A 26,644-nucleotide genomic window follows, 5' to 3' on the forward strand; every position below is an offset into this window, starting at 1 on the left:
CGCAAATTTCAGATTTGTCTTGTTAGAAAGTTCCGAAAAAATGAACAATCTCCACTGAAACCATTGGAAAACCTATGCAAATCGTTGGTTCTATAATATGATTAGGTATATCTATTCTTATAAAATACTTCTTTTTTTAATATAAAGGTACATAAGTCCACGAAAGCGGCTTGGAGGTTGTGACAAAGATGGATTACGGAATTTATGGATTAATCATTGGAATCATCGTCGTCGTATTAGGCGGCATGTTGGGGAGTATGCTCATTCGAAGGAATTTTTACCAAAAAATTGACGACTTGGATATGAGGAAACAAAGTGTGCTCAGTGCGAGCATACCCGTCGAACTCCAGAAATTCAAACAGTGGCCGATGGAAGGGGAAACGAAAGAAAAGTTTGATCGTTGGCATCAATCTTGGGATGAGTTAGTCAGTGTACATGCAGGTCAAATCGATGAAGCGTTATACCGGGCTGAGGAAGACTTGGATAAATATCGTTTCATGAAAGTCAAAGCTGACTTGAATGCAACTGAACAACTCATTGAAGAGCTCGAGACGATGGTACACGCCATGCTCGATGAGATGGATGAATTTACGACGCATCACACCTCGCTTATGGACATTGTGAAGCAGGATGAGAAAGAGTTGTATCAGTTCCGCAAGACATTGAATTCACAAAACCATGCGTTCGGACCAACCTATGCATTGGTGGAACAAGAGATTGCCGCTGCCGAGGCGAAACGCAGTGAGATGATTAACTTAAAGCAGGTCGGTCAAGTTTCTGAAGCATTTGAAACCGGACAAGCCTTATCGAATCAAGTAGGACACATCCGTGAACTGATTCGGATCATTCCGCAATTTGTACGTACGGTTCAAGTGGAACTGAAACAACAACTTCAACAACTCCGCGCTGGACATAAAGAAATGCAAATGGACGGGTATGCGCTTGAACCACTAGGATTAATGGAAGAAATCGATCAAGCGGAAGATCGTCGAGAAGAGTTGATGGCTCGAATCGAACGCTTGGAATTTGATCATTTTGAAGAGGACATGCAACAGTTGAGCTCGGATATCGATCAATTATTCGAAGCATTCCGAACAGAGGTCGATGCCCGCCAATACGTGAAAAAAGAATTTGCGACGATACAAGAGCGCGAATTGCAATCTGCCGAAATCATGAATCACTTACAGACGGAAATGTCTCGACTTGTAAGCAACTATGAAATCAATGCACGCGTCGGAGAAGAATTCGAACAATTAGAACGTGAACGAACGACTCTCACGGCGAATGTACTTGATATTGAACAAGCTCTCGTCGCGCAAATGTTACCGTTTAGTATGATCAAATCCAAAGTGCAGGAAGCGAAACGGTCACTTGACCAATTCAGTGCCATGCATGAGCGTTTCATTGAGGATACGAATTCATTACGTAAAGAAGAGCTTGAGGTCCGTCACAAGTTAGAAACGTGGAAAAAAGAATTGTCTGGGCATCGTCGCCTGTTAGCGAAAAGTGCGATGCCGGTTGTTCCGAATGATTTGTCAAACGACTTACGTCAGCTCCAAAAAGGTGTCCAGTCGTTAGACGAACAGTTTGACAAGGCACCGTTCAACATGACTTATATCGTCGGGCTTAGCCATGATGTCGAAGAGATGATGGATAACTTCCGTGACCGTGTCCATGCACTGATTCGTCAAGTGACGTATGCGGAACAGTTGCTCCAATATGCAAACCGCTTCCGTCGCCGTGACAACGAGGTCCATATCGCCTTGACGCTTGCGGAAAACAAGTTCTTGCATGGAGAGTATGGCACTGCGGTCGAAATCGGTGAGCGGGTGCTCGGTCGATTCGATGAGAACGGAGCCAATGAAATTCGTCAACGTGTGGATAAAGGGTTAGAACAGCAGGAATTGCTAAAAAAATAAACGATGCATGAAGATTGACGGAAACGGGAAAAACGTAGACGTCAATCTTTTTTCAATCAAGGAGGAATCGTCAGATGGGTACACTATGGGTCAACGGGAATATCTACACATTGAATAAACCGGGTGAGATGGAACGTGCCATGTTTATTGAGCATGGACGCGTCTTGAAGATGGGGGACGAGGGACATCTCCGACATACATATGCCGGTCGCATCGAAGAGATTGTGAATTTGGAAGGGAAGAGTGTGTATCCGGCCTTTACCGATTCACACATTCACCTTGTCGGATACGGCGAAGCGCTCGACCGTGTCGATGCGAGTGAAGCGACGGATCTTCGAGAATTACTTGAAACGATGAAGCAACGAGGGTCGGACGACGATTGGATCGTCGCAGAAGGGTTTGATGATCGTCTGCTCGGTGACATGCCGACACGCGAGATGATTGATGAAGTGATTGACGACCGTCCTGTCGTGTTGAAGCGTGTCTGTCGTCACGTAGCCGTCGTGAACTCGAAAGGACTTGAACGACTTGGACTGATCCACCATACGGTGATCGAAGGTGGAAAACTTGGGCGAGGTGAAGAAGGTAAATTGAATGGCGTCCTATATGATGCTGCACTAGATCTCTTATATAAAGAATTGAGTGGGAACCGTAAGAAAAATGCGGCTTCTCTTCGTCGGGCAATCGATTCATTATTCGCACATGGAATCGTTGGTGCCCATACGGAAGACTTGTTCTATCATGGAGATCCGCTCGAAACGATTCAAGCGTACGAAGATGTACTGGACGAACTTCCGTTTCAAGCACACCTTCTCGTCCACGAACAGGTGGTGGATCGTGTCATCCAGCAAGATGCGATGACGCGTCGGAAGCGGTTTGAATTCGGTGCGATGAAACTCTTTGTCGACGGTTCGTTCGGTGGACGCACCGCTCTGTTATCTGCACCGTATGCGGATGATCGGAGTCAACGAGGAATTGAAGTACATCGACCAGATCATCTCGAGGCACTCGTGAAAAAAGCACGAACATACGGTATGAATGTGGCAGCGCATGTGATCGGTGATGCGGCGGTCGAGCAATTTGTCGGCCTGCTTGAGAAGTACCCTGCCAGAAAAGGGACACGAGATCGAATTATCCATGCCTCATTATTGAATGACTCATTGATCAACCGAATCAAATCATTGCCTGTTTTGATTGATGCACAGCCGGTATTTTTATCGGATGACATGGACATGCTGTTCGAGCGGTTGGGCAATGAGCGTGTGCATGATGTCTATCGATTCAAGTCTTTACTCGATACAGGGGCATTGGTGTTAGGAGGAAGTGACGCGCCGATTTCATCTGTTGACGTTCGAAAGGGATTGTTTGGAGCGGTGATGCGACAATCGTTTCACGGGTCGAGCACGCTAAATCCGAGTGAACGTCTATCGATGTATGAAGCTCTTCGCAGCTTCACGTATTCGCCTCATGTTGCTACAGGGACGCACGGAAGAAACGGGCTATTGGTTCAAAGTTACAATGCCAACTTCACAGTATGGGACGAAGATTTCTTTAAATTGAGTGGGGAAGACATCCTGCACAACCGTCTTGTCATGACTGTTGTCGAAGGGAAGCCGGTGTACGAGGCAGAAACAGCCACGATATAAAAAGAGGAGTGGTTTCACCCGAAAGGGATGGAACCACTCCTTTTCTTTATCAGAAGAATGAACGTTGCACTTTATGCCAGAACGAGTTGGTCCGAAGCTTGACAGTCTTGATGACCTTGTCCGAGAGTTCGATATCGATTCGGTCTGTGTACTTCAAGCTCAGCGCCTCGTTATCCATCCCAATAATCGGGTAGTCGTTGCCGTCTTCGACGATGCGGAGTGACAACTTACGCGAATCATGAACGATAAAGGATGAGCCGAGTGTGCGATAGCGATTATTGTTGACCGAAGCGATCTCACTCACTTGCATACATGGGATGAGTGGGTCGACGACCGCACCGCTGAGAGATTTGTTATAAGCAGTCGATCCCGTCGGCGTCGATACAACCATTCCGTCCCCACGGAATGTTTCGAAATGTAGATCGTCGATATAGACCTCGATGGCGAGTGATTTGATAATACTTGATTTAATCGAAGCCTCATTTAAACAGAGGAGCGGTGTCGATTCGTTGATCGATGCTGAAAGAAGTGGATACTTCCGGACTTCGAGACCTTCTTCGATTCGCATCGAGTTGTCCGAGAAGAGGCGGTCGACTTCATCGAGTTTATGTATGTCGAAATCACAATAAAACTCGTTCAATCCACGACCGAAACCAACGTAGATGGCGTCTTGACGAAAGCCTGTGTAGCGAACCGCCTGTAAAAATGCCCCGTCCCCGCCGACTGCAGCGATGATGTTCGCGTCCTCCGGTTGATTTACGATGTTGAACCCGTGTTTTTCCCCGATTTCTCTCAGTTTCTTCACTTCTTTTGTGAATTCGTTGACGTTACGATGGTACAAATAGACGTTGTTTCTCATCTGAGTCATCCCCTTTGTCAATGGTGTCCTCTTTATTATAACGTGTTTCTTCCTACCGATATAGGGAAAACTGAAACAGAGTCAAAAGCAGGAAGTTTGTCAAAGGCTCAAGTTCATCGATATGATGAACGAGTAACTACAACAAAGGGGATGAGTACATGCCAACATTTAAAGGGAACAACGTAACATTACAAGGAAATCCAGTGAAGGTAGGAGATCAAGCTCCTGATTTCCGCGTCTTGACGACTGCTTTAGAAGAAGTGACGTTAGCAACCTATCCGGGGAAAAAACTAATCAGTGTCATTCCTTCAATCGATACAGGCGTATGTGATGCACAAACGCGTGAGTTCAACGAAAAGGCCTCATCACTCGGTGGTACAGTCTTGACTGTATCGAACGATTTGCCGTTCGCACAGCGCCGTTGGTGTTCTGCATCTGGTTTAGATAACGTAGTCACCCTCTCGGACCACCGCGATCTTTCGTTCGCAAAAGCATATGGTGTTTTAATTGAAGAAATGCGTCTCCTTGCGCGTTCTGTATTCGTCGTCGATTCGAATGGCGTCGTCCAATATGTACAATATATGGATGAAATGACAGATGAAGTTGATTTCGCGGCGGCACTTGAGGCGTTCGAACAAGCGAATTGATTCGTTTGGCGAAATTGATTAAAATAGCTTACACTAGTACGTGAACCGACCGGTCCTCTCATGGGGGCCGGTTTTGTATGGAAAGGATGAACGAAAATGGAACGTTTTGAACAACTCTATCGTGATTGGAAGAAGGAAGCGAAGAAACTGGTCAACGATCTGGATGTATTACCGATCGAGGCACTCGTCCAAGTATTTGACCATGTTGACATTGAAAAAGAGATGATGGACGATGTCCGTAAAGCAGTGAGTTTACTCGTCTTGGAAGAAACGACACAACTCCCCCCGAACAATCAACCGACACCGGATGCGGTCAGCCTATTTATGGGTTATCTAGCTTCGAAGCTACTTAAGGAAAACGCGACGATTCTAGATTTAGGTAGTGGGACAGGTACGTTGACGCACGCCGTTCTCTCTCAGTTAAAAGATGCGACAGCGCAAGCGGTCGAAGTGGATGAACTGTTGCTTCGTCTTTCCTATTCCATTAGTAACTTGTTAGGAGAACCAGTATCCTACTTCCATCAAGACGCCCTTGCTCCTCTGTTTGTTGAACCGAGCGATCTTTCCGTTGCTGACTTGCCGATCGGCTATTATCCAAATGATGAAGTGGCAGCCGGATACGACATGAAACGAGAACAAGGACATGCCTATTCGCATTTCCTCTTGATGGAACAGGCGATTCGCCATACGAAACCAGGTGGGCATGGATTATTTGTCATCCCGAACAATTTGTTTGAACAGGATGACGAAGGGAAATTAAAACAATGGATGGACCGTGAGGCTGTTGTGAAAGGGGTCATTCAACTTCCGACGACGATGTTTAAAGACGAACGTTACGCGAAAAGCTTATTGCTCCTTCAAAAAGTAGGAGAAGGCGTCACACGGCCAAAACAAGCGCTATTCGTGGAACTTCCGTCATTCACTGATGTCAGAGCGGTAGCGAATGTTGTGAAACAGATTGATGATTGGTTCAAAACAACTCAAAATTAATGGACAAAATACTTGAAAAAGGTATGCAAAATCAATTATCTTCATTATGATACAGTTATCAGTTTTAAATTGAACAGATAAAGATATGCGTTTAAAACGAAAGGTAAGAGGTGTATGACATGACGAAAATTATGGCAGTCAATGCGGGTAGTTCATCGCTCAAGTTCCAGTTACTCGAGATGCCAACGGAAGAGTTGCTCGCAGTCGGACTTATAGAGCGTGTAGGGAAAGAAGATGCGATTTTTACAATCAAGTACGGTGAAGGACAGAAGTTCAACGTGGTCACACCACTTCACACGCACAAAGAAGCGGTTGAATTGACGTTGGAGAAATTGATCGAATTGGATATCATCCAATCATTCGATGAGATTTCTGGCGTAGGTCACCGTGTGTTACACGGAAAAGAGTTGTATGCGGATTCGGTCGTCATTGACGATGAAGTCATGAAGAACATCGAGTCGTTCACCGAGCTCGGCCCACTTCACATCCCACCAAACTTGACAGGTATTCGCGCATTCCAGGCAATTTTGCCGAATGTCCCACAAGTAGCGGTATTCGATACAGCGTTCCACCAGTCAATGCCTGAAGAGAATTTCTTGTACAGTCTTCCTTATGAATACTATACAGAACATGGTGTACGTAAATACGGTTTCCACGGAACGAGCCACAAGTATGTCACACAGCGTGCGGCAGAACTTCTCGGTCGTCCGCTAGAAGACTTGCGTTTGATTTCATGTCACCTCGGTAGCGGTGCATCGATCGCTGCAGTAGCAGGTGGTCGCTCAATCGATACAACGATGGGCTTCACACCACTCGAAGGAATCACGATGGGAACGCGCTCAGGTTCTTTGGACCCGGCCCTCATCCCGTTCTTGATGCAAAAAACAGGGAAGTCTGCTGAAGAGGTCTTGAACGTCATGAACAAAGAATCTGGCGTGTACGGACTTTCTGGTATCTCAAGTGACTTGCGTGACATCGAGCAAGCGGCTGCAGAAGGCAACCATCGTGCAGAAGTTTCATTGAAAATCTTCTCGAACCGTATTCACGGTTACATCGGTCAATATGCGGCTGAAATGAATGGTGTCGACGCCATCATCTTCACAGCGGGCGTCGGTGAGAACTCGGACGTCATCCGTGAACGCATCCTTCGCGGTCTTGAATTCATGGGTGTCTACTGGGATCCTTCACTTAACAATGGTGCTCGCGGAAAAGAGTTGTTCATCAACTATCCGCACTCACCAGTTAAAGTCATCATCATCCCGACGAACGAAGAATTGGTCATCGCGCGTGACACGGTACGCATCGCAAATCTTATCGAAACACACGCTTAATACGAAACGAACCCACGTTACTTCGTGTAACGTGGGTTTTTTTTTGTGAGTCTTTTTTACTAATGTGAAGAATCTGAAGTGGGACCAATGTTATCTCCTTTGTAACATTAGGCGCCTCATCTGCACCGTTTTGCAATGTTTACGTCATGAATAAACCATATATTGGATGTGAATTTATAAAAATATCTCTCGTTCGATTCAAATGTCTAATCTAACACGATAAATCGTTACTTTTGACATCGATTTGTAATGTTCGTGTCACTCAAATGAACAGGAAGTGTAACGGCACTGACCGATATTTCGTCATATAGTTATCTGGACGAAATATTCATTGGAAGTGACAAATCGCCTAGATAAAGGATGACACGGAATCGAAGACAAATTGACGAAGAGAGGACGAAAAAACGTATGTTGAAAAAAATCATGATGCTCTTACTTCTCGCCATCGCCGTATTTGCATTTGCTCTACCGACTTCACCAGTGGAAGCAGCTACGAAAAAAGTTTATGTTGCGACAAAGTCAGGTTCGAAGATGGTTTATGCAGAAGGGAAATCAAATGCACGAGTGATTGGGAAGATGACAGCGAGTGATCGTCTTCAACGTACAGGTTCTCGAGGTGCTTGGATTCGCGTGAACTATAAAGGGAAGGCCGGATGGGTCCCTACAAAGAACTTACGTACGGTAAGTGCTCCAAAACCGCTCAAACCAGCAAGCGTGAAGACATATACGATGAAAGCATCGGCATATACACCGTATTGCAAGGGATGTTCAGGTAAGACAGCACTTGGATGGAACGTTCGTACTCAAAAGCGCAATGTCATCGCGGTAGACCCGCGCGTCATTCCGCTCGGAACAAAAGTACAAGTATACGTAGGGAGCAAGTTGTTAGGTACCTACACGGCAGCTGATACAGGCGGCGCCATCAAAGGAAATAAAATCGACATCTTAATGTATTCACATAGTGCGGCGATTCAATTCGGTCGCAAAACGGTTACGGTCAAGGTGTTGTAATGCATAAGAAAGGGTCTTGCGATTGCGCAAGACCCTTTCTTATGCATGGATGATTATTGACGAACGATGAGGACGTCACATTTCGCATAACGGACGATGCTTTCAGAGACGCTTCCGATAAAGAAACGTTCTACAGCGTTTAAACCTGTCGCGCCACAAATAATAAGATCAATATCATGATTAGGCGCAATCTTTTTCGCAATCGTCACTTTCGGTGAGCCGTATTCGATCACCGTCTCGACTTCTTTTACGCCACGCTCTTTCGCGCGATTGACATAGTCTTCAAGCAATTCTTTCGCATATGTCTCGGCGCGCTCTGTGATTGTCCGATCGTACGCTTCTACAGTCGCAAACGTCCGCGTATCAATCACATGACCGACGTACAGTTTCCCTTCGTTACGAATCGCGACATCGATTGCTGTTTCGAATGCACGTTCCGCCTCTTTAGAGCCGTCAACGGCAGATAAAATGTGTTTGTATACAATTGCCATGTAAATCCCAACCTTTCGCTCGAAATATACGTTCGGCTTACATATATAGTATACCACTTCTTTCGGTTTTCACGCTTTTTCGCCATGAAAATGAGTGAATTTTTTCATGGCGGTGTTCACGACATGTCCAAGTTTGGAATTCGTGTGAAAGAACGGGTAAAATAAGGCGGAGGAGGTAGGACGATGAAACACGTATTGATTACATCTGGTGCCAAAGGGATCGGACGCGTCGTGACGGAGCGTCTGTTACAAGATGGTTGGCACGTTAGCATTTTGCAACGGAATCCAATCGACTGGGAACATGAGCGGATACATATGATTGAGGCCGGATTGACGGACCGCGAACAACTGCTCTCGGCCTATGAGCAAGCGGTCGAACGGTTTGGTGAACCGGACGCCTTGATCTTAAATGCAGGTCCATATATCTTTGAGCGGAAACCGCTCGTCGAATTGACGGACGACGAGTGGGACGAAGTACTCACGGGCAACCTGTCCGCCTCATTTTGGTTAATGCGTCGTGCGCTTCCTTCCATGCGCTCGAATCGATTCGGACGCATCATCTCGTATGGATTTCCGGAAAGTGGGACGGCGCCTGGGTGGATCCATCGTTCTGCGTTTGCCGCTGCAAAGACGGGACTCGTCAGTTTGACAAAATCGGTCGCATTGGAAGAGGCACCGTTCGGGATTACGGCGAACATGGTCAACCCGGGCAATATCGTCGGCTCGCAAAAGGAGATGCGCATTGAGGAAGCGGAAGTAGATGAAAGCACTCCGGTCGGTCGACACGGGACGGGAGAAGATATCGCGCGTTTGATTTCGTTCTTATTACAAGAAGACTCGGACATGATCACAGGTGCCATCATCGATGTGACAGGCGGCGTCAACGTCGTCCATCAATATCGGAAGTGAGGGGAACACGATGAAAATCGGAGTGGTCACGGACGTTCATGGCAATCTCGAAGCGTTAGAGGCTGCGCTCCAAGTCATGGATACAGAGCGGGTCGACGTCATTTGGTCACTTGGTGACATGATTGCGATGGGACCGGACTCCAATGCGGTCATGGAGCGATTGCTAGATCGGGGCGCGCATATGATTTCTGGGAATCATGATGAGGCCGTCCTTTCCCTTTTGGCTGGATACGGTCATCCGGAAAGTTATGCACATACGCGCCCCCACCATGAGTGGGTCGCGCGTCAATTGGAGACTCGATATGCGGATGTCCTCGAATCTCTTCCACGAACGATGTCCGTCGAAATGGCTGGCGAAACGGTGTTCGGTATTCATTATCATATCCCGACCGACCGACGCCATGCCGCGATCGTCGAGGAACCGTTTCACGAGATTCTCGAACCGACGCTGGAAAATATGCAACGATTATATGGGACGTATGAAGGAGAAATCGTGTTATTCGGACATCACCATCCCGTCCACTTGTTTGAAGATGACAGGAAACGCTACGTCAATCCTGGTGCGCTCGGGGTGGCGAAAGATGACTTGGCTCGCTTTGCCATATTATCTGAAGGAGAAACGGGGATTGACCTTGAACTGAAGGCGGTCCCATATGACAAGCTTACCTTTTTAGAGAAGATGGAACGTTATGACGTACCTCAACGGGATGTCATGCTTCGTTTGTTCTATTAAGATATGTAAAAAGTAAGATATGTAAAAAGTGCGATCCTTGTTAATGGATCGCACTTTTTGTCATTCAATCTCTTGAAGTGTTTTTGGATAACTCGTCAATGTGATAGGCCCACTTTCTGTCATGACGAGATCGTCTTCGATACGGACTCCGCCGATTCCCGGTAAATAGATACCCGGTTCGACTGTGAACGTCATCCCGACTTGGGCGGTCGTGTCATTGTTCGCTGCCATCGATGGATGTTCGTGTACTTCGATTCCAATTCCGTGACCGATCCGGTGGGTGAAGTATTCACCATATCCTGCAGACGTGATGACTTGTCGTGCGGCGATATCGATTGCGCCAAGTGTCGTCCCGACGTTCGCCATCTCGATTGCGGCTTCCTCCGCTTGGAGAACCGTGTCGTAAATCTCACGTTGTTTGCGACTCGCCTCACCGAAGACGACCGTTCGTGTGATGTCTGAACAGTATCCCTGCCAGACGACGCCGAGGTCGAACAAGGCGAAATCACCTTTTTTCAGACGGTTGTTGCCTGGGACACCGTGAGGGTCGGCACTATTCTCGCCGAACAAGACGAGTGTGTCGAAAGACATTTCACGGACACCTTGCTGTTTCATAGCGTATTCGATATCCGCGATGACCTCGAGTTCGGTCACGCCTTCACGGAGGGAACGGATCCCGGCTTCGATGGCCATATCTGCCAACTCGGCGGCCCGCTTCATGATTCGGACTTCATCCGGTGATTTGATCATACGTAACGTTTGGAGCTCGTCTGTCAAATCAATAATGGACAGACCGGCAAAACCGGCACGAAGATGCTCGACTCGGTTGAATGTCAAATGTTCCCCTTCGATCCCGATTCGTTCAGGAACGATTTGGTTGTCGAGGAATAACTTGACGATTTTGTCCCATGGATTTTCGTGGTCCATATACGTCACGATTTCACCTGACCAGTCACTCGCTTCGACAATCCCTTTTTCAAGTGCTGGGCAGATGATGGCAGTTGTGCCGTTTTTCAAAACTAAAATGGCGATCAATCGCTCGTGTGCTTCCGCGTATACTCCCGAGAAATAAAACACGGATGCTTTCGATGTGATGAATGCTGCATCTAACCCTTTTGTCGCTAGAGATTGTGCAATTTGATTGGTGCGTTGATTCAAGTTGAATCCCTTCCCTTCTACCTCTTACGTTGACTACTCGTCTATTATAGCTGTTTCGAAAACAGAAAGGAAATGTTGCAATTTGATTGGTACAGTTTGAACTAGTTGGACTGATACAGTATACTGAATAGAGTAGAAAATGTATTGAGAGAAGGGACTCCGCGTATGACCACAAAACATGAACAGATCATAGCACATATCGAGTCACTCGATGTTGGGTCAAAAATTTCGGTCCGCCAAATCGCCAAAGAGTTGGCTGTATCAGAAGGTACGGCTTATCGGGCCATCAAGGAAGCTGAGAACCTAGGTTTCGTATCTACCATTGAACGGGTGGGGACGATCCGGATCAAGCGAAAGCATAAAGAGAATATTGAAAAACTTACATTCGCCGAGGTCGTCAATATCGTCGATGGTCAGGTGTTGGGCGGACGTAACGGCCTCCATAAGACGCTATCGAAATTTGTAATCGGTGCCATGAAGCTCGAGGCGATGATGCGATATATCGATGTCGACTCACTCGTCATCATCGGGAACCGCGAGAAGGCGCATGAACTCGTCTTACAATCAGGTGGGGCTGTATTGATCACAGGGGGATTCGATACAACGGATGAAGTGAAACGGATGGCAGATAAGTATGATATGCCTGTCATTTCTACATCCTACGACAGTTTTACAGTCGCGACGATGATCAACCGAGCCATCTACGACCGTCTAATCAAAAAAGAGATTTTACTCGTCTCGGATATCGTCATCCCGCTCCACGATACGTTCTATCTGAAGTCAGACGACACGGTGAAACGTTGGCATGAGCTGAATGAACGGACGAAACATAATCGCTATCCCGTCATCGATGAACAGATGAAAGTGGTCGGCGTGATCACAGCAAAGGATGTCATCGATAAATCCCATGACTATGACATCGAGAAGGTCATGACCAAAAGTCCGATCACGGTGGGCGTACAAACGAGTGTCACCAATGCGGCACACCAGATGGTGTGGGAAGGAATCGAGATGTTACCTGTCGTCGATAACTACGGACGTCTACTTGGGATTATTAGCCGTCAAGATGTGCTGAAGGCGTTGCAACTGGCGAACCGCCAACCGCAAGTCGGTGAGACGTTCGATAACATGATCACGAACCAGCTGAAAGAAGACCCTGCATCGAACGGGACGGCATTCACGGTTGAAGTGGCACCACAGATGACGAGTCATATGGGGACCGCCTCATCTGGCGTGTTGACGACGTTGTTGGTCGAAGGGGCGACGCGAAGTCTGCGTCATATGAAAAAAGGCGACCTCGTGGTCGAGAATATCACCGTCTATTTCATGAAACCGATTCAAATTGAAAGTCAGATCCGAGTGTCGGCCAATGTTTTCGACCTCGGGCGGAAGTTCGGGAAAGTGGATGTGGAGATGACGCAAGGGACACAACTTGTCGCCAAGGCGCTCGTCACGGCACAACTCATCGACCGGTAACGAAAAGAGCACCTACTACGCACTGTAGCGGGTGCTCTGTTTCATGATGGCGTATTCGTCGGTTCTTCTGCGGCGAGTGGGTAAATTTTGCGGTAACGGATAAATCCGACAACGGCATTCCCTAGACCGACGACTAACATGACGATGCTGACAATCCAACCGACAGTTGAATTCAGACCGAATCCTCCAACCATTTGGTTCGCAGCGAACAGTGCGAGGAATAAGCTTAACCAGATCAACGCTTGCGTGTTGAACAACGCTTTGCGGTTTGGCGTCTTTGTCAAAAAAGCGCGGCGCTTAAAGACAAGGTACGCACCGAGCGCGAACAAAATGAGTCCAATCATGACAAGTTGCAAGTGAAGGAACCCCTTTCTATCTCGTAATCTGTTATCATCATACCATAATAGTGTGTAGGAAAGTGAGGAATCATCATGACGCAATGGCAGGAAGCGGATACAATCAAATCAGAAATTGAGGCGGCTGACACCATTTTCATCCACCGCCATGTACGACCAGACCCTGATGCATTGGGGAGTCAGCTTGGTTTGCAACGCATTTTAAAATCGGTTCATCCGGAGAAACAAATCTATGTGGTCGGTAGCATGGTTCCAGACCTGGAGTTTTTAGGAAAGATGGAACATGTCGAAGAAGAAATGTATCAGGACGCGCTCGTCCTTATTTTGGATACGGCGAATCAAGAGCGAATCGATGGACCGTTCGCATTGAAAGGGAAGACGATCATCAAAATCGATCATCATCCTGATGAAGATCCGTATGCGATGACACAGATTGTCGATACCTCGGTCAGTTCGACGTCTGAGATGATTGTGGAACTCGCGGACATTTGGGGATATCCCATTGACCAAGAGGCGGCATTTTTACTCTATGCCGGCATCGTTGGCGACACAGGACGTTTCCAGTTTCGAAATGCTACGGCCCGAACGTTTGAGATTGCTTCGGCACTGATTGCGAAAGACATCGATACGAATAAATTGTATCGTCATATGTATAAAACAAATTTGGCGACCCTCCAACTGCAAGGCTATGTGTTACAGCATGTCCAAGTAACGGAAGAGGGGGTCGGCTATGTGAAGATTGACAAGGACGTGCTCCGGACATTCCATGCGTCCCCGGAAGCGGCATCGCAACTCGTCAATAGCTTCTCTGGTCTTGAGGGATTGAAATGTTGGGTCATGTTCGTGGAAAACAAAGAAGAGATTCGTGTGCGCATCCGGTCGAAAGGTCCTGTCATCAATGAAGTGGCCAAGCGATACCGTGGGGGCGGTCATCCGATGGCGGCTGGTGCCACGATTGACACATGGGATGAGATGGATGACGTGATTGCGGCTTTGAATGAAGTGGCTGGGGAATTCACGTTTGAAGAAAATGAAGAGAGCTGACCGAGGTCAGCTCTCTTCATTTGTCTCCATTTTCCTTTGGGATGAACCATGTACCTCGTTCGGTCACGTCCTCGACGACGTCGAGCTGATACTCAGTAATGTACTTACGGAGCCGGTCGATGATTTCTGGGCTGTCGGCAAACACGGTTTGACCATGCTGTAATTTTTCTAACTTATCGCGTGCAATCTGTCCCCGATTGATAATCATACGCTTTTACCCCCTATTGTCGTGAGTTTTGTCTATAATTATTGTATCAGAGAAGTGATGAATTGAGTTTGACAATTCCATTAATATAGAAAGGAGGCCAACGATGATTCATCTGAATGTCAGAACTGCTTATAGTTTACTACAAAGTACAATCCGGTTAGAACAATATGTCTTGCAGATGACCGAACGGGGAAGTCGTTCCGTGGCGATCGCAGACGATGCGTTCTATGGGGTTCCGACATTTTTGTCATATTGCCAACGATATGAGGTGAAACCGCTAATCGGACTGAGAACGGTCCTCCGATTGGATGGGTTAGACGTATCCGTGATTGTGTATTCATCTAACGAAACGGAGCTGAAGGAACAATATCGTATCATCCAGGCGGGAGGAATTGAAGGACGGACAACGATGCCGCTGATCGTATTACCTGAAAATTGGAAAGCGAGTGATCCGGTTCACCGGCGTCGCCTTTATCATCAACTCTTGTCGTTTGTCGATGAAGAGAAGCTGTGGCTCGGACTACCGGCACCTCAGACTACGGAACAGGTACAAGTGTTGAAACAACTTCGTCTCATGCGCGAAGAGCTTGCTGTCCAATTGATTCCGGCCCCTGAAACGAGATACATGAGACCGGAAGATGTGGAAGGATTCCGAGCCATTTCTGCCATTCGCGAAGGGGACGTGATGTCGAATGAAGACGTGCGACAAAAAGGATTGCACGTTCGACTACCGAGTGAAATGAATGACTGGTTCACAACGGAAGAATTATCGGAACTGGATCGATTCGAGGCATTGATTCGGCTAGATCATCTACCACGTGCGGAAGGGGCGATTCCAGAAATTCCGGATGCCGATCAAAAGCTGAAACGACTTGTCGGTGAGCGGTTGAAGGCAATGGAACTCGTGAAACAACCTTACATCGAGCGGGCAAAGTTTGAGCTTGAAGTCATCGCCAATACCGGATTTTCTTCCTATTTCTTGATCGTGGAAGACATCGTTCAGTTTGCTCGAGAATCTGGGATTGAAGTAGGTCCGGGGCGTGGATCGGCAGCAGGTTCACTCGTCAGTTTTGCCCTCCATATCACGGAAGTCGATCCGGTTCATTACGGGTTGTTGTTCGAACGATTCTTAAATCCAGAGCGTGTGTCGATGCCAGACATAGACCTCGATTTTGAAGATGAACGTCGTGAGGAAGTGGTTTCTTACGTACTATCAAGATACGGTCATACGCATGCCGCACAGATCGGGACACTTGCCACGTTCGGTGCGAAAGCGGCAATTCGAGACGTTGCGAGAGCGCTCGGGATGACCCTTGAGGAAGGGCAGGCTGCGAGCAAGCAAGTGAAAGCCGGAGGACTTGATGAACTGATGTCGAGCCAGAAGCAGATGAAGTGGTTTGCCGGTAGCCAAAAGCGTCAGCAGTTATTACGGATTGCCAAACAGCTAGAAGGTTTGCCGCGTCAATCCTCCGTTCACGCGGCAGGAGTCGTGCTCAGTCGTCAACCGATTGAAGAAGTGACTCCGCTCCAACCCGAACTTGAAGAACACGTGACCCAATATAATATGAAGGATTTGGAAGAGGTCGGGCTTCTGAAAATTGACTTGCTCGGATTACGAAACTTGAGTCGCTTGCGAAAGATGGAGGATTTGATTCGAGAAAGTGATGCGCTGTTCTCTCTGAAAACAATTCCGTTAAACGATGCCCGGACGTATCGACTGCTTGCGAGAGGTGAGACGGACGGAATCTTCCAATTTGAATCGACCGGGATGAAGCAAGCGCTTCGACAAGTGAAACCGACTGAGTTTGAAGATATCGTCGTCACGATGTCACTCTATCGCCCGGGACCGATGCAATTCATCGAAACGTATGCGAAGCGAAAACACGGTATGCCTTACCAACCAGTCCACCCAGACGTAGAAGACGTCATGAGACCGACATACGGTGTACTCGTCTATCAAGAACAGGTGATGAGACTTCTCCGTAAACTCGGAGGCTATTCCTATGCGGAAGCGGATTTGGTCAGACGTGCGATTGCCAAAAAGGATACCGGAACGATTGCTCGGGAACGAGAACGATTTTTGCAGCAGGCAAAAGCGGGAGACCAGGACGTCTTGGCGCAAATCTTCTCATGGATCGAAAAGTTTGCCGGGTACGGATTTAACCGCTCTCACGCTGTCGCCTACAGTTTGATCAGTTACCGATTGGCTTACGTCAAAGCACATTTCCCTCGTGTCTTTCATGTGGTGACATCAGACAAAACATCGGAACTTGTCAGACTGTTACGGAAAGATCAAATTCCGGTGTACCCGCCGGATGTCTTACATGGCCACGCTGACGCGACGCTTGAAGGCCCGGGCGTCCGGCTCGGGTTGAAGGCAGTCCAGGGGTTGACCAAACGGGATGTGGACCGACTGATTGAACTGAACGGGCAGTTGAAAGATGTCAGAACGCTTCAAGAAGCCATGGAGTGGAAAAATAAAGACCAACTGAAATTACGTCGCTTACTTGGTGCGGGCGCGCTCGACCGGATGTATCACGGTGACCGGACACATGCCTTTGAAGCAGTCGAACGTTTGCGAGAAGAAGCGGGAACACATTTTTTACCGGATGAGCTGTCTTCACTCGGACTCAAACAAAAAAAAGTGAAAGAACCGAATTGGTCTGAAGAAGAGAGGGAGGCGCTCGGGACATGGGTGGTCCACTCTCCATTGACGGCACTTCCGGATATCGGGATCGAACCGTCTACAATTGAAGAAGTCATGAATGGAACAAACGGTTATCTCGTCGTATATGTAGACGACGTACGGACGTTCATGACAAAAAAACAAGAACGGATGGGTGTTCTCATGGTAGACGATGGCATGACGCAAGACGAGGTCGTCGTGTTTCCTCGAACATTCGCGCAGTTTGGACGGTCCCTCTATGCCGGTAACATCTTGTTACTCGAGGTCCATTCGAATGAACGGGATGGTCGCAAGCAATTGATTGTCGAACGGGTTCGACCGTTACACGGACAAGCTTTATTCATCCGGCTCACACTCGACCGCTTCCCTGAATTGGAAGATTGGATTCAACGCGCACAAGGGGATGTGCCGGTTGTGTGCCGATTCACGGATTCGAAGGAAGTGAAACAACTGGCTTCAGCTTTTTCCATCAACCCGAATGAGGAGTATGTGGCGGAGGCGAAAAGACGGTTCGGGGAAGAAAATGTCGTATTGAAACGAATCGATACAAAAATGGTTGGTCCAGAAACTAGTACCAAGTCCTAAAAAGTGATATAATCGCACTAATTGGTCTGACCACTTAAGTTTGATAGGTGATCCAAAAAAGGGAGTTGAACGGTCAGATGCATGAAAAACACGCATCCTCATTTCACGGAAACATTTCAAAGATTAGAAAATTAATTGTCCAATCGTCTTTAGTTCCAGGTGATCGGCTTCCATCCGAACGAGAGCTCGCCGAAACGCTGTCCATTAGTCGCGCTTCGGTTCGCGAAGCGTTACGAGCGTTGAGTTTTTTAGGCATCGTGGAAACGAGACATGGTGGTGGTACCTTTTTGTGTGAACAAGACCGACATCGGTACATTGAGATCTTGTCGGAGTTCATTGTGACCAAACAGACGAAAGCGACCGATATTATTGAGATGCTTAGACTATTGGAGCGCATGGCGTTTTCAGAAATTGAACCGACTAAGGAACGACTGGCTCTATTAGAAACGGTGATCGATGATGATCGAACGTTTCGCCAGCAACTCATCTTTCAGTTGAAGAATGAACTGTTCATTCGAATTTGGAGTGAGGTCAACCGCTTTTTTGAAGGATTAGACGTTGGGGATTTATACACGCTCGAGGAACGGAAACGATTTGTCGAGACGTGGCGTGGAATGGGGATGCCGGAATGAACGAGGGGGAAGCGATGACTGCTTTTTTCAAGAAACCGAAACGATATATGCCATTGCGTCAACGAGAACCAAAGATTGACGCACCACAGGGATTAATGACGAAATGTCCATCTTGTAAATATATGCATTATACAAAACAGTTGAATGAGAACCACAAAGTGTGTGATTGCGGTTATCATTTTCCGCTTCATGCGCAAGAACGGATTGATATGCTTGTTGACGAAGGGTCGTTCGAACGATTTGCGGGACCTTCTGTCAAGGCGAATCCACTCGACTTTCCTGACTATGAGGAGAAGTTGACGAAAGATCGGGAGCGGACCGGGATCGAAGAGGCCGTCGTATGTGGAAAGGCGACAATCGACGGACTTCCACTCGTTGTCTGTGTGATGGATGCGAGATTCCGAATGGGATCGATGGGTGCATACGTCGGAGAAGCGATTGCTTCGGCTGTTCGAACCGCCACATCACTTGGGCTTCCAGTCGTCTTGTTCACAGCATCAGGTGGGGCACGGATGCAAGAAGGAATGGTCAGTTTGATGCAAATGGCCAATACGTCCATCGCTCTAAAAGAACATGACGAAGCAGGACTGCTGTACATCGCGTATTTGACACATCCGACGACTGGTGGTGTGTCAGCGAGTTTTGCGATGCTTGGCGACTTGAACGTCGCGGAACCGGGAGCGCTCATCGGGTTTGCAGGACGACGAATCATCGAACAGACGATTCGGGAAAAGCTTCCAGAGAACTTTCAAACTGCCGAGTTTCTACTTGAGTCTGGGCAGCTGGATGCAGTCATTCATCGTGAACAGATGCGTTCGTTCTTGAAGAAGATGATCGAATTACACGATGGGGGTGTCCGTCATGTTTGACCCAATCAAAGAAGTCACCGAACAGCTAAATAAATTACGGGAGACGGCTGAGACGAAAGGGATTGATTTATCCCGAGAGATTCGTCATCTCGAGTTAAAGCTCGACCGATTAGAAAAAGATATTTATGGGAATATGAAACCGTGGGACCGCGTCCAGTTGGCGCGAAACCCGAAGCGTCCGACGACGCTCGATTACATCCAACATTTGTTCCCTGACTTCATGGAACTTCATGGGGACCGACACGGATATGACGATGCGGCAATCGTATCTGGACTCGCAACGTTTGAAGGAGTGCCGGTGACGATTATCGGACATCAGCGTGGGCGGAACACGAAAGAGAACATGAAACGGAATTTTGGTATGCCACACCCGGAGGGCTATCGAAAAGCCTTGCGTTTTATGAAGCAAGCCGAAAAGTTCAACCGTCCCATTTTGACATTCATTGACACGAAAGGGGCTTATCCGGGGAAAGCCGCAGAAGAGAGAGGGCAAAGTGAAGCGATCGCCCGTAACTTGTTTGAGATGGCGACGCTGAAAGTGCCGATCGTCTCCGTTGTCATTGGGGAAGGTGGTTCAGGCGGTGCGCTTGGAATTGGTGTATGCGACCGTCTATTGATGCTTGAGAATAGTACGTACTCAGTCATCTCGCCAGAAGGTGCAGCGGCACTATTGTGGAAAGACGCGAAACAAGCAGAGCGTGCGGCGGAGACGATGAAGATTACAGCACAAGATTTATTCAACCTAGGGATTGTCGATGAAGTGGTAGGAGAAGTGTATGGGGGGGCACACGTTGATGTGTCACTACAGTCGTCACTCTTGAAACCTGTCTTATTACAGCACATGAACGAGTTGCTTGCGCAATCGACTTCTGAGCTGATTCAAGGACGTGCGACCAAATATCATCAAATTGGCACAATTAACGAGTGAAAACGGTAACAATGGCTTTGAATAAAGCTTTATTCATTCCTCAAGTGACTGCTTTGTGAGATACCCTATGCATTTTTTTCACATACTTGTGTTGTAAAACAAAGGTCAGACGTGGTATTTTATTTTCAGATTTCGTTAAAACACATAAGAGGTGAGCGACGTGAATTTAAAACGTATTGCGGTATTAACAAGCGGAGGAGACGCTCCTGGAATGAACGCTGCTGTCCGTGCCGTGACCCGAAAAGCAATTTTTGAAGGTCTTGAAGTGTACGGCGTGTATAACGGCTATCAAGGATTAATCGAAGGTGATTTAGTCGAATTAAATCTTGGATCAGTCGGCGACATCATTCAACGTGGAGGTACGTTCCTTCGCTCTGCGCGCTGTCCTGAATTCAGAACAGAAGAAGGTCGCGCAAAAGCAGTAGAACAGTTGAAGAAATTCAATATCGATGCCCTCGTGGTCATCGGTGGAGATGGCTCTTATCGCGGAGCTCAAAAATTGACTGAACTCGGATTCCCAACAATCGGCCTTCCGGGTACAATCGATAACGATATCCCAGGAACAGATGCGACAATCGGTTTCGACACAGCACTCAATACAGCGCTTGATGCGATCGATAAGATTCGTGATACGGCGTCATCACATGAACGTACGTATGTCATCGAGGTCATGGGTCGCGACGCTGGTGATATCGCGCTTTATTCTGGTCTCGCTGGTGGTGCTGAGTCGATTCTCGTCCCAGAACGTCCAGAGGATTTGAATGCAATCGTGGAACGAATCAATCACGGGATTGCACGCGGTAAGAAGCACTCGATCGTCATTGTTGCTGAAGGTGCGGGAAGTGCGGAAGAAATCGGCAAATTGATTGCTGAGAAGACGAACTCAGAAACACGCGTCACGATTCTCGGTCACATCCAACGTGGTGGTTCCCCAACTGCCGCTGACCGTGTCCTTGCAAGTCGCATGGGTGCATACGCTGTTGAGATCTTGCTCGAAGGGAAAGCGGGCCGCGTTGTCGGAATCCGTAACAACCAGATGATGGATCTTGATATCGATGAGGCGCTCGACAATAACAAGCACACGATTGATATGCAATTGATTGACCTCGTTAACCAATTGTCGATTTAAACGATTTTGTATGTTGCAGAGACGGGATACGGTCCAAGGCCCCCCGTTTTCTGTTTGTAAGTTGCACTATATCCCCTAGGAGGTTTTTATATTATGCGTAGAACGAAAATTGTATGTACCATTGGACCGGCTTCTGAGAAGCGTCTTCCTGAGATGATCGAAGCTGGGATGAACGTTGCCCGTCTCAACTTCTCACACGGTGACTATGAAGAGCACGGAGCTCGTATCCGTGACATCCGTGAAGCGGCGAAAGCAGCGGGTAAAGTTGTCACTGTTCTTCTCGACACAAAAGGTCCAGAGATCCGCACGCATACATTCGAAGACGGTAAGGCACTTCTTGAAAAAGGAAAAGAAGTCACAATCGTCTCAACGGAAGAAATCGTCGGAACGAAAGATCGTTTCTCTGTGACGTACGAAGGACTCTACGATGATGTGGAAGTCGGTTCACACATCATGCTCGACGACGGTCTCATCGGACTCCGTGTCGTTGAAAAGCTTGATAACCGTGATCTCCGTTGCGTCATTGAAAACGAAGGAATCATCAAGACGAAGAAAGGTGTTAACTTGCCAAACGTCAAGGTAAACCTTCCTGCCCTCACGGACAAAGACATCGCGGACATCGAGTTCGGGATCTCACAAGACATTGACGTGATTGCAGCATCATTCGTACGTCGTGCATCTGACGTAGTTGAAATTCGCCAACTTCTCGAAAAACATAACGCATCACACATCAAGATTTACCCGAAAATCGAGAACCAAGAAGGTGTCGATAACATCGAAGAAATCTTGGCAATCTCTGACGGTTTGATGGTAGCCCGTGGGGACCTCGGAATTGAAATCCCGACAGAAGAAGTGACACCAGTTCAAAAAGAACTCATCAAGAAGTGTAACGATCTCGGGAAGCCGGTCATCACAGCAACGCAAATGCTTGATTCAATGCAACGTAACCCGCGTCCGACACGCGCGGAAGCATCAGACGTAGCAAACGCAATCTTGGATGGAACAGACGCAGTCATGCTTTCTGGTGAAACAGCTGCAGGGGACTACCCAATCGAATCTGTTCAAATGCAAGCTGCAATCGCAGAGCGTACAGAACGCATGCTCGACTACAAAAACTTGTTGAAAGATCGTCAGAAGCGCAGTGAGCACACAGTGACGGATGCGATCTCTCAAGCGGTTGCGCACACGGCAATCAACTTGAACGCCAAAGCAATCTTGACACCGACACAATCAGGTTATACGGCTGCTCGTACAGCGAAGTATCGTCCTGAAGCGAACATCATCGCGGTGACAGAATCGGAGCGCGTTGCGCGTCAATTGAACCTCGTATGGGGCGTATACCCAATCGTTGCTGAAACAATGCCGAACAACACGGATGAAATGTTGGTTCAAGCATCGGAAGCGGCACGTCACGCTGGATTCGTCACTGACGGTGACCTCGTTGTCATCTCAGCTGGTATTCCTGCGGCGACAGCTGGTACGACAAACATGATGAAAGTCCACATTGTTGGTCACGCTCTCGCAGACGGGCGTGGAATCGGTGAGCGCGGTGTTGTTGGAGAAGTCGTTGTCGCGAAAAATGCGGATGAAGCAAATGCAAAAGCGAAAGACGGCATGATTCTTGTCGCACCATTCACAGATAAAGAAATGATGCCTGCGATCGAAAAAGCGGCTGGGATCATTACAGAAGACGGCGGATTGACGAGCCATGCTGGGATCGTTGGACCATCACTTCGCAAGCCAGTCATCGTAGGTGTTGATGCAGCGACAGCATCGCTTCGTGACGGTCAGATGATTTCAATCGACCCACTCACAGGTAAAATCTACAACGCATAATTGAACGACAATCGAACCGGCCTTCTACAAAGGTCGGTTCTTTTTCCGTTCAAAGAAAGGAATACGTATGAGTGCATATCTATTTTTATTGATGCTTGTCTTAATCGGTGTCATTTCAAATAACCAATCTGTCATTATCGCAAGTAGCGTCTTGTTGATCATCAAAGCAATCGGATTCGGAGACCAGTTATTTCCGACACTTGCATCGAAAGGAATCAGCTGGGGTGTGACAATCATTACGATCGCAGTTCTCGTCCCAATCGCGACCGGCGATATCGGGTTTAAAGAATTGTGGAATAGTATTAAAGGGCCGGTCGGGATTGTCGCATTTGCCTCAGGGATGTTCGTTGCCATTGCTGCGGGGCAAGGTGTACAACTGATGCGTGTCGACCCGGTCGTCACCACGGCACTCCTCGCAGGTACGATTCTAGCGGTTGGATTCATGAAAGGGATTCCCGTTGGACCGCTTGTCGGAGCTGGTATCGCGGCATTGATTTTAGGTGGATATCAAGTTATTGAAAAATGGTTTTGATATTTTCTGACAACTGAAGCCGCTTACATTTCTTTTTTGCAATAAATTGTTTATACTATATAAAGGACAGGGTAAACGGAGACTGGGTGAATGCAGGGGAACAACCCGTCCCGTATCCTTATTCCCTATAAACAGACTGTTTTTACGGTCGACCACTTTATTCAAGACTGAGGGGGAGTTATGAATGTCAACGACAAAAGGGTTAGAAGGTATTGTGGCAGCAGCCTCAAAAGTCAGCTCAATTATTGACGGACAATTGACTTACGGAGGATACACCATTGATGATTTAGCGGACAACGCCACATTCGAAGAAGTAGTGTTCTTATTGTGGAACGACCACTTACCAAATGCAGAGGAATTGACAGCGCTCTCAGATGCGCTTGTAAAAGAAGCAACATTGCCTGAAGAGGTGATTGATACGTTAAGACGTGCACCGAAATCAGCCAATGCAATGGCGACGATTCGTACGGCACTTTCGCAACTCGCTCTATATGATGAGGAATCTGAAGACATGAGTGACGAGGCCAACATGCGTAAAGCGATTCGCCTACAAGCACAAGTCGCTACAATCGTGACGGCATTCGCCCGTCTTCGTAAAGGGGAGCAGCCGGTCGCACCGAAACCAGGTCTTTCTTACGCTGCGAACTTCTTATACATGCTAAACGGTGAAGAGCCGAGCGATGTAGCAGAAAAGACGATTGATAAAGCGCTCATCTTACACGCAGACCACGAGTTGAATGCTTCGACATTCACTGCTCGCGTTTGTGTAGCGACGCTCTCGGATATGTACTCAGGCGTCACGGCGGCCATGGGGGCACTCAAAGGGCCACTTCACGGTGGTGCGAACGAAGCGGTAATGAAAATGTTGCACGAGATCGACTCGGTCGACCGTGTTGAAGAATATGTTCGTGGCAAATTCGAGCGCAAAGAGAAGATCATGGGCTTCGGTCACCGCGTTTACAAGGATGGCGACCCGCGTGCGAAACATTTGAAAGAAATGAGCCGTCAGTTGACTGCTCAAATCGGAGAACCGAAATGGTATGAGATGTCTGAGAAAATCGACCATCTTGTCGAAACGGAAAAAGGTTTGAAACCAAATGTCGATTTCTATTCAGCTTCAACTTATTATGCGCTCGGTCTCGAAGAAGATCTATTCACACCAATCTTCGCCGTATCTCGTATGTCTGGCTGGATTGCGCACATTCTCGAACAATATGCGGATAATCGCTTGATTCGCCCACGTGCGGAATATGTCGGTGAAACGAGCCGTAAGTATGTTCCGGTAAACGAACGTTAATTCGAGACACATTTTAGACAAAAGTTTGGTAAACTAACAAGTGACGTAGGTCGGCGCACGCGTCGACCTACAGTAATGTACTTAGGGGGATTCAATATGTTGACACAAGGACAAAAGATTACAGTTGAAAACGGTGTATTGAACGTACCAAATGTACCGACCGTACCATTCATTATCGGTGACGGAACAGGTCCTGACATTTGGAATGCGGCTGTTCGCGTATTTGACGCTGCGGTTGAAAAAGCATATGGCGGCGACAAGAAAATCGAATGGATGGAAGTATATGCTGGGGAAAAAGCATATAACGAAAAAGGCGAATGGCTCCCAACAGAGACACTTGATCAAATTCGTGAGTACTTGATTGCCATCAAAGGACCACTTACGACTCCGGTCGGTGGAGGAATTCGTTCATTGAACGTCGCACTTCGTCAAGAACTCGATTTATATACATGCCTTCGCCCAGTTCGTTACTTCACAGGTGTTCCTTCACCAGTAAAACGTCCTGAAGATACAGATATGGTCATCTTCCGTGAAAATACTGAAGATATCTATGCTGGAATCGAGTACGCTTCAGGAAGCGATGAAGTGAAAAAACTCATCAAATTCTTGCAAGACGAGATGAATGTCAACAAGATCCGTTTCCCAGAAACATCAGGAATCGGAATCAAGCCAGTTTCTTCTGAAGGAACAGAACGTTTGGTTCGTGCAGCAATTGAATATGCGATTGCGAACAACCGTAAATCTTTAACGCTCGTCCACAAAGGGAACATCATGAAGTTCACAGAAGGCGCCTTCAAAAACTGGGGTTATGCACTCGCTGAAGCGGAGTACGGTGACAAAGTGTTCACATGGGCACAGTATGACCGTATCAAAGAAGAATCTGGTGAAGCAGCTGCTAACGAAGCTCAGTCGAAAGCGGAAGCTGAAGGGAAAATTATCGTCAAAGATTCAATCGCTGATATCTTCCTCCAGCAGATTTTGACTCGTCCACGTGAGTTCGACGTTGTTGCGACGATGAACTTGAACGGTGACTATATCTCAGATGCCCTTGCTGCTCAAGTAGGTGGAATCGGGATTGCACCTGGTGCGAACATCAACTACATCACAGGTCACGCGATCTTCGAAGCGACACACGGTACTGCTCCGAAATACGCGGGTCTCGATAAAGTAAACCCATCTTCAGTCATCCTTTCAGGTGAGATGATGCTCCGCCACATGAACTGGAACGAAGCGGCGGACCTCATCATCAACTCAATGGAGAAAACGATCGCTTCGAAAGTTGTCACATACGACTTCGCACGTCTCATGGACGGCGCGACAGAAGTGAAATGTTCAGAGTTCGCGGATGAATTGATTAAAAACATGTAAGACG

At 47.6% G+C, this 26,644-nt stretch carries 24 protein-coding genes; 19 read left to right on the forward strand and 5 right to left on the reverse strand.

The genetic code is table 11. The annotated features are described in order from the left end of the window. Positions 1-188 precede the first annotated feature (188 nt). Positions 189-1,919: a septation ring formation regulator EzrA gene (gene ezrA, locus KNO70_RS04305; RefSeq protein WP_031423123.1), complete on the forward strand. Its 1,731-nt coding sequence runs from the start codon at positions 189-191 to the stop codon at positions 1,917-1,919. A gap of 74 nt (positions 1,920-1,993) precedes the next feature. Beyond that, positions 1,994-3,565, forward strand: coding sequence for an amidohydrolase (locus KNO70_RS04310; RefSeq protein ID WP_214811292.1), 1,572 nt, complete (start codon positions 1,994-1,996; stop codon positions 3,563-3,565). 49 nt (positions 3,566-3,614) lie between these two features. On the opposite strand, the gene KNO70_RS04315 is transcribed toward KNO70_RS04310, so the two are convergent. Continuing rightward, positions 3,615-4,433, reverse strand: a complete 819-nt coding sequence (locus tag KNO70_RS04315; RefSeq protein ID WP_078147942.1) for an NAD kinase — start codon at positions 4,431-4,433, stop codon at positions 3,615-3,617. A 149-nt stretch (positions 4,434-4,582) separates the two neighbouring features. Here KNO70_RS04315 and tpx point away from each other — a divergent pair, with 149 nt between their 5' ends. The 4 genes from tpx (at position 4,583) to KNO70_RS16270 (ending at position 8,403) form a co-directional block, all read left to right on the forward strand. Then, on the forward strand, positions 4,583-5,071 hold the full coding sequence (gene tpx, locus KNO70_RS04320) for a thiol peroxidase (protein ID WP_074036494.1): 489 nt from the start codon (positions 4,583-4,585) through the stop codon (positions 5,069-5,071). A gap of 96 nt (positions 5,072-5,167) precedes the next feature. Beyond that, the gene (locus KNO70_RS04325; protein ID WP_078147197.1) at positions 5,168-6,061 is read left to right on the forward strand and encodes a class I SAM-dependent methyltransferase; all 894 of its coding nucleotides are present in this window, start codon (positions 5,168-5,170) and stop codon (positions 6,059-6,061) included. Positions 6,062-6,180: 119 nt separating this feature from the next. Beyond that, positions 6,181-7,392 carry an acetate kinase gene (locus KNO70_RS04330; protein WP_214811295.1) on the forward strand — a complete coding sequence of 404 codons (1,212 nt, stop codon included), beginning with the start codon at positions 6,181-6,183 and terminating at the stop codon, positions 7,390-7,392. Between the two features lie 408 nt (positions 7,393-7,800). Beyond that, positions 7,801-8,403, forward strand: a complete 603-nt coding sequence (locus KNO70_RS16270) for a 3D domain-containing protein (RefSeq protein ID WP_078147941.1) — start codon at positions 7,801-7,803, stop codon at positions 8,401-8,403. 53 nt (positions 8,404-8,456) lie between these two features. Here the strand turns inward: KNO70_RS16270 and KNO70_RS04340 are convergent, their stop codons facing one another. Continuing rightward, positions 8,457-8,894: a universal stress protein gene (locus KNO70_RS04340; protein WP_012726732.1), complete on the reverse strand. Its 438-nt coding sequence runs from the start codon at positions 8,892-8,894 to the stop codon at positions 8,457-8,459. 183 nt (positions 8,895-9,077) lie between these two features. Between KNO70_RS04340 and KNO70_RS04345 the strand changes: the two genes are divergently transcribed. Next, positions 9,078-9,803, forward strand: a complete 726-nt coding sequence (locus KNO70_RS04345; protein ID WP_214683962.1) for an SDR family oxidoreductase — start codon at positions 9,078-9,080, stop codon at positions 9,801-9,803. A 10-nt stretch (positions 9,804-9,813) separates the two neighbouring features. Then, entirely contained in the window at positions 9,814-10,536 is a 723-nt protein-coding gene (locus KNO70_RS04350; RefSeq protein WP_214811298.1) for a metallophosphoesterase family protein, read from the forward strand. A 60-nt stretch (positions 10,537-10,596) separates the two neighbouring features. Here KNO70_RS04350 and KNO70_RS04355 read toward each other — a convergent pair whose 3' ends face one another. Beyond that, positions 10,597-11,694 (reverse strand): M24 family metallopeptidase, encoded by a 1,098-nt coding sequence (locus tag KNO70_RS04355; RefSeq protein ID WP_078147193.1) that lies wholly within the window; start codon positions 11,692-11,694, stop codon positions 10,597-10,599. A gap of 165 nt (positions 11,695-11,859) precedes the next feature. Here KNO70_RS04355 and KNO70_RS04360 point away from each other — a divergent pair, with 165 nt between their 5' ends. Beyond that, positions 11,860-13,170 (forward strand): DRTGG domain-containing protein, encoded by a 1,311-nt coding sequence (locus KNO70_RS04360; RefSeq protein ID WP_012726728.1) that lies wholly within the window; start codon positions 11,860-11,862, stop codon positions 13,168-13,170. A gap of 41 nt (positions 13,171-13,211) precedes the next feature. Here the strand turns inward: KNO70_RS04360 and KNO70_RS04365 are convergent, their stop codons facing one another. Then, entirely contained in the window at positions 13,212-13,526 is a 315-nt protein-coding gene (locus KNO70_RS04365; RefSeq protein ID WP_047795158.1) for a YtpI family protein, read from the reverse strand. Positions 13,527-13,601: 75 nt separating this feature from the next. Here KNO70_RS04365 and KNO70_RS04370 point away from each other — a divergent pair, with 75 nt between their 5' ends. After that, the gene (locus KNO70_RS04370) at positions 13,602-14,570 is read left to right on the forward strand and encodes a DHH family phosphoesterase (RefSeq protein WP_078147192.1); all 969 of its coding nucleotides are present in this window, start codon (positions 13,602-13,604) and stop codon (positions 14,568-14,570) included. A 16-nt stretch (positions 14,571-14,586) separates the two neighbouring features. Here KNO70_RS04370 and KNO70_RS04375 read toward each other — a convergent pair whose 3' ends face one another. Then, on the reverse strand, positions 14,587-14,778 hold the full coding sequence (locus tag KNO70_RS04375; RefSeq protein WP_074036509.1) for a YtzJ family protein: 192 nt from the start codon (positions 14,776-14,778) through the stop codon (positions 14,587-14,589). 103 nt (positions 14,779-14,881) lie between these two features. Between KNO70_RS04375 and dnaE the strand changes: the two genes are divergently transcribed. From dnaE to icd, 9 genes are all read left to right on the forward strand, one after another. Next, on the forward strand, positions 14,882-18,049 hold the full coding sequence (gene dnaE, locus KNO70_RS04380; protein WP_214811301.1) for a DNA polymerase III subunit alpha: 3,168 nt from the start codon (positions 14,882-14,884) through the stop codon (positions 18,047-18,049). 77 nt (positions 18,050-18,126) lie between these two features. Beyond that, entirely contained in the window at positions 18,127-18,681 is a 555-nt protein-coding gene (locus tag KNO70_RS04385) for a FadR/GntR family transcriptional regulator (protein ID WP_214811304.1), read from the forward strand. Positions 18,682-18,695: 14 nt separating this feature from the next. Beyond that, entirely contained in the window at positions 18,696-19,550 is an 855-nt protein-coding gene (gene accD, locus KNO70_RS04390; RefSeq protein ID WP_047795655.1) for an acetyl-CoA carboxylase, carboxyltransferase subunit beta, read from the forward strand. Next, positions 19,543-20,478 carry an acetyl-CoA carboxylase carboxyltransferase subunit alpha gene (locus KNO70_RS04395; RefSeq protein WP_074036513.1) on the forward strand — a complete coding sequence of 312 codons (936 nt, stop codon included), beginning with the start codon at positions 19,543-19,545 and terminating at the stop codon, positions 20,476-20,478. Before accD ends, KNO70_RS04395 begins: the two co-directional genes overlap by 8 nt. Before the next feature lie 160 nt (positions 20,479-20,638). Further along, a complete protein-coding gene (gene pfkA / locus KNO70_RS04400) occupies positions 20,639-21,607 on the forward strand; it encodes a 6-phosphofructokinase (protein ID WP_012726720.1) in 969 nt (322 codons plus the stop codon). A gap of 93 nt (positions 21,608-21,700) precedes the next feature. Beyond that, on the forward strand, positions 21,701-23,443 hold the full coding sequence (pyk, locus tag KNO70_RS04405; RefSeq protein WP_074036515.1) for a pyruvate kinase: 1,743 nt from the start codon (positions 21,701-21,703) through the stop codon (positions 23,441-23,443). A 67-nt stretch (positions 23,444-23,510) separates the two neighbouring features. Beyond that, complete coding sequence (locus KNO70_RS04410) at positions 23,511-23,975, forward strand: DUF441 domain-containing protein (protein WP_012726718.1); 465 nt, start codon at positions 23,511-23,513, stop codon at positions 23,973-23,975. A gap of 184 nt (positions 23,976-24,159) precedes the next feature. After that, the gene (gene citZ / locus KNO70_RS04415) at positions 24,160-25,272 is read left to right on the forward strand and encodes a citrate synthase (protein ID WP_214683969.1); all 1,113 of its coding nucleotides are present in this window, start codon (positions 24,160-24,162) and stop codon (positions 25,270-25,272) included. Between the two features lie 99 nt (positions 25,273-25,371). Further along, a complete protein-coding gene (gene icd / locus KNO70_RS04420) occupies positions 25,372-26,640 on the forward strand; it encodes an NADP-dependent isocitrate dehydrogenase (RefSeq protein ID WP_031423152.1) in 1,269 nt (422 codons plus the stop codon). Positions 26,641-26,644: the final 4 nt, after the last annotated feature.

Source organism: Exiguobacterium sp. s181, from assembly GCF_018617125.1.
GTDB classification, from domain to species: Bacteria; Bacillota; Bacilli; order Exiguobacteriales; family Exiguobacteriaceae; genus Exiguobacterium; species Exiguobacterium profundum.

Bases quoted from the DNA above. Each gene is read 5' to 3' on its own strand.
- pyk (WP_074036515.1), top strand. From the start codon at position 21,701: ATGCGTAGAACGAAAATTGTATGTACCATTGGACCGGCTTCTGAGAAG.
- KNO70_RS04370 (WP_078147192.1), top strand. From the start codon at position 13,602: ATGACGCAATGGCAGGAAGCGGATACAATCAAATCAGAAATTGAGGCG.
- KNO70_RS04325 (WP_078147197.1), top strand. From the start codon at position 5,168: ATGGAACGTTTTGAACAACTCTATCGTGATTGGAAGAAGGAAGCGAAG.
- KNO70_RS04375 (WP_074036509.1), bottom strand. From the start codon at position 14,778: ATGATTATCAATCGGGGACAGATTGCACGCGATAAGTTAGAAAAATTA.
- KNO70_RS04410 (WP_012726718.1), top strand. From the start codon at position 23,511: ATGAGTGCATATCTATTTTTATTGATGCTTGTCTTAATCGGTGTCATT.
- KNO70_RS04385 (WP_214811304.1), top strand. From the start codon at position 18,127: ATGCATGAAAAACACGCATCCTCATTTCACGGAAACATTTCAAAGATT.
- accD (WP_047795655.1), top strand. From the start codon at position 18,696: ATGACTGCTTTTTTCAAGAAACCGAAACGATATATGCCATTGCGTCAA.
- KNO70_RS04310 (WP_214811292.1), top strand. From the start codon at position 1,994: ATGGGTACACTATGGGTCAACGGGAATATCTACACATTGAATAAACCG.
- KNO70_RS16270 (WP_078147941.1), top strand. From the start codon at position 7,801: ATGTTGAAAAAAATCATGATGCTCTTACTTCTCGCCATCGCCGTATTT.
- tpx (WP_074036494.1), top strand. From the start codon at position 4,583: ATGCCAACATTTAAAGGGAACAACGTAACATTACAAGGAAATCCAGTG.
- KNO70_RS04340 (WP_012726732.1), bottom strand. From the start codon at position 8,894: ATGGCAATTGTATACAAACACATTTTATCTGCCGTTGACGGCTCTAAA.
- KNO70_RS04360 (WP_012726728.1), top strand. From the start codon at position 11,860: ATGACCACAAAACATGAACAGATCATAGCACATATCGAGTCACTCGAT.
- KNO70_RS04350 (WP_214811298.1), top strand. From the start codon at position 9,814: ATGAAAATCGGAGTGGTCACGGACGTTCATGGCAATCTCGAAGCGTTA.
- ezrA (WP_031423123.1), top strand. From the start codon at position 189: ATGGATTACGGAATTTATGGATTAATCATTGGAATCATCGTCGTCGTA.
- dnaE (WP_214811301.1), top strand. From the start codon at position 14,882: ATGATTCATCTGAATGTCAGAACTGCTTATAGTTTACTACAAAGTACA.
- KNO70_RS04330 (WP_214811295.1), top strand. From the start codon at position 6,181: ATGACGAAAATTATGGCAGTCAATGCGGGTAGTTCATCGCTCAAGTTC.
- KNO70_RS04345 (WP_214683962.1), top strand. From the start codon at position 9,078: ATGAAACACGTATTGATTACATCTGGTGCCAAAGGGATCGGACGCGTC.
- KNO70_RS04395 (WP_074036513.1), top strand. From the start codon at position 19,543: ATGTTTGACCCAATCAAAGAAGTCACCGAACAGCTAAATAAATTACGG.
- citZ (WP_214683969.1), top strand. From the start codon at position 24,160: ATGTCAACGACAAAAGGGTTAGAAGGTATTGTGGCAGCAGCCTCAAAA.
- KNO70_RS04315 (WP_078147942.1), bottom strand. From the start codon at position 4,433: ATGACTCAGATGAGAAACAACGTCTATTTGTACCATCGTAACGTCAAC.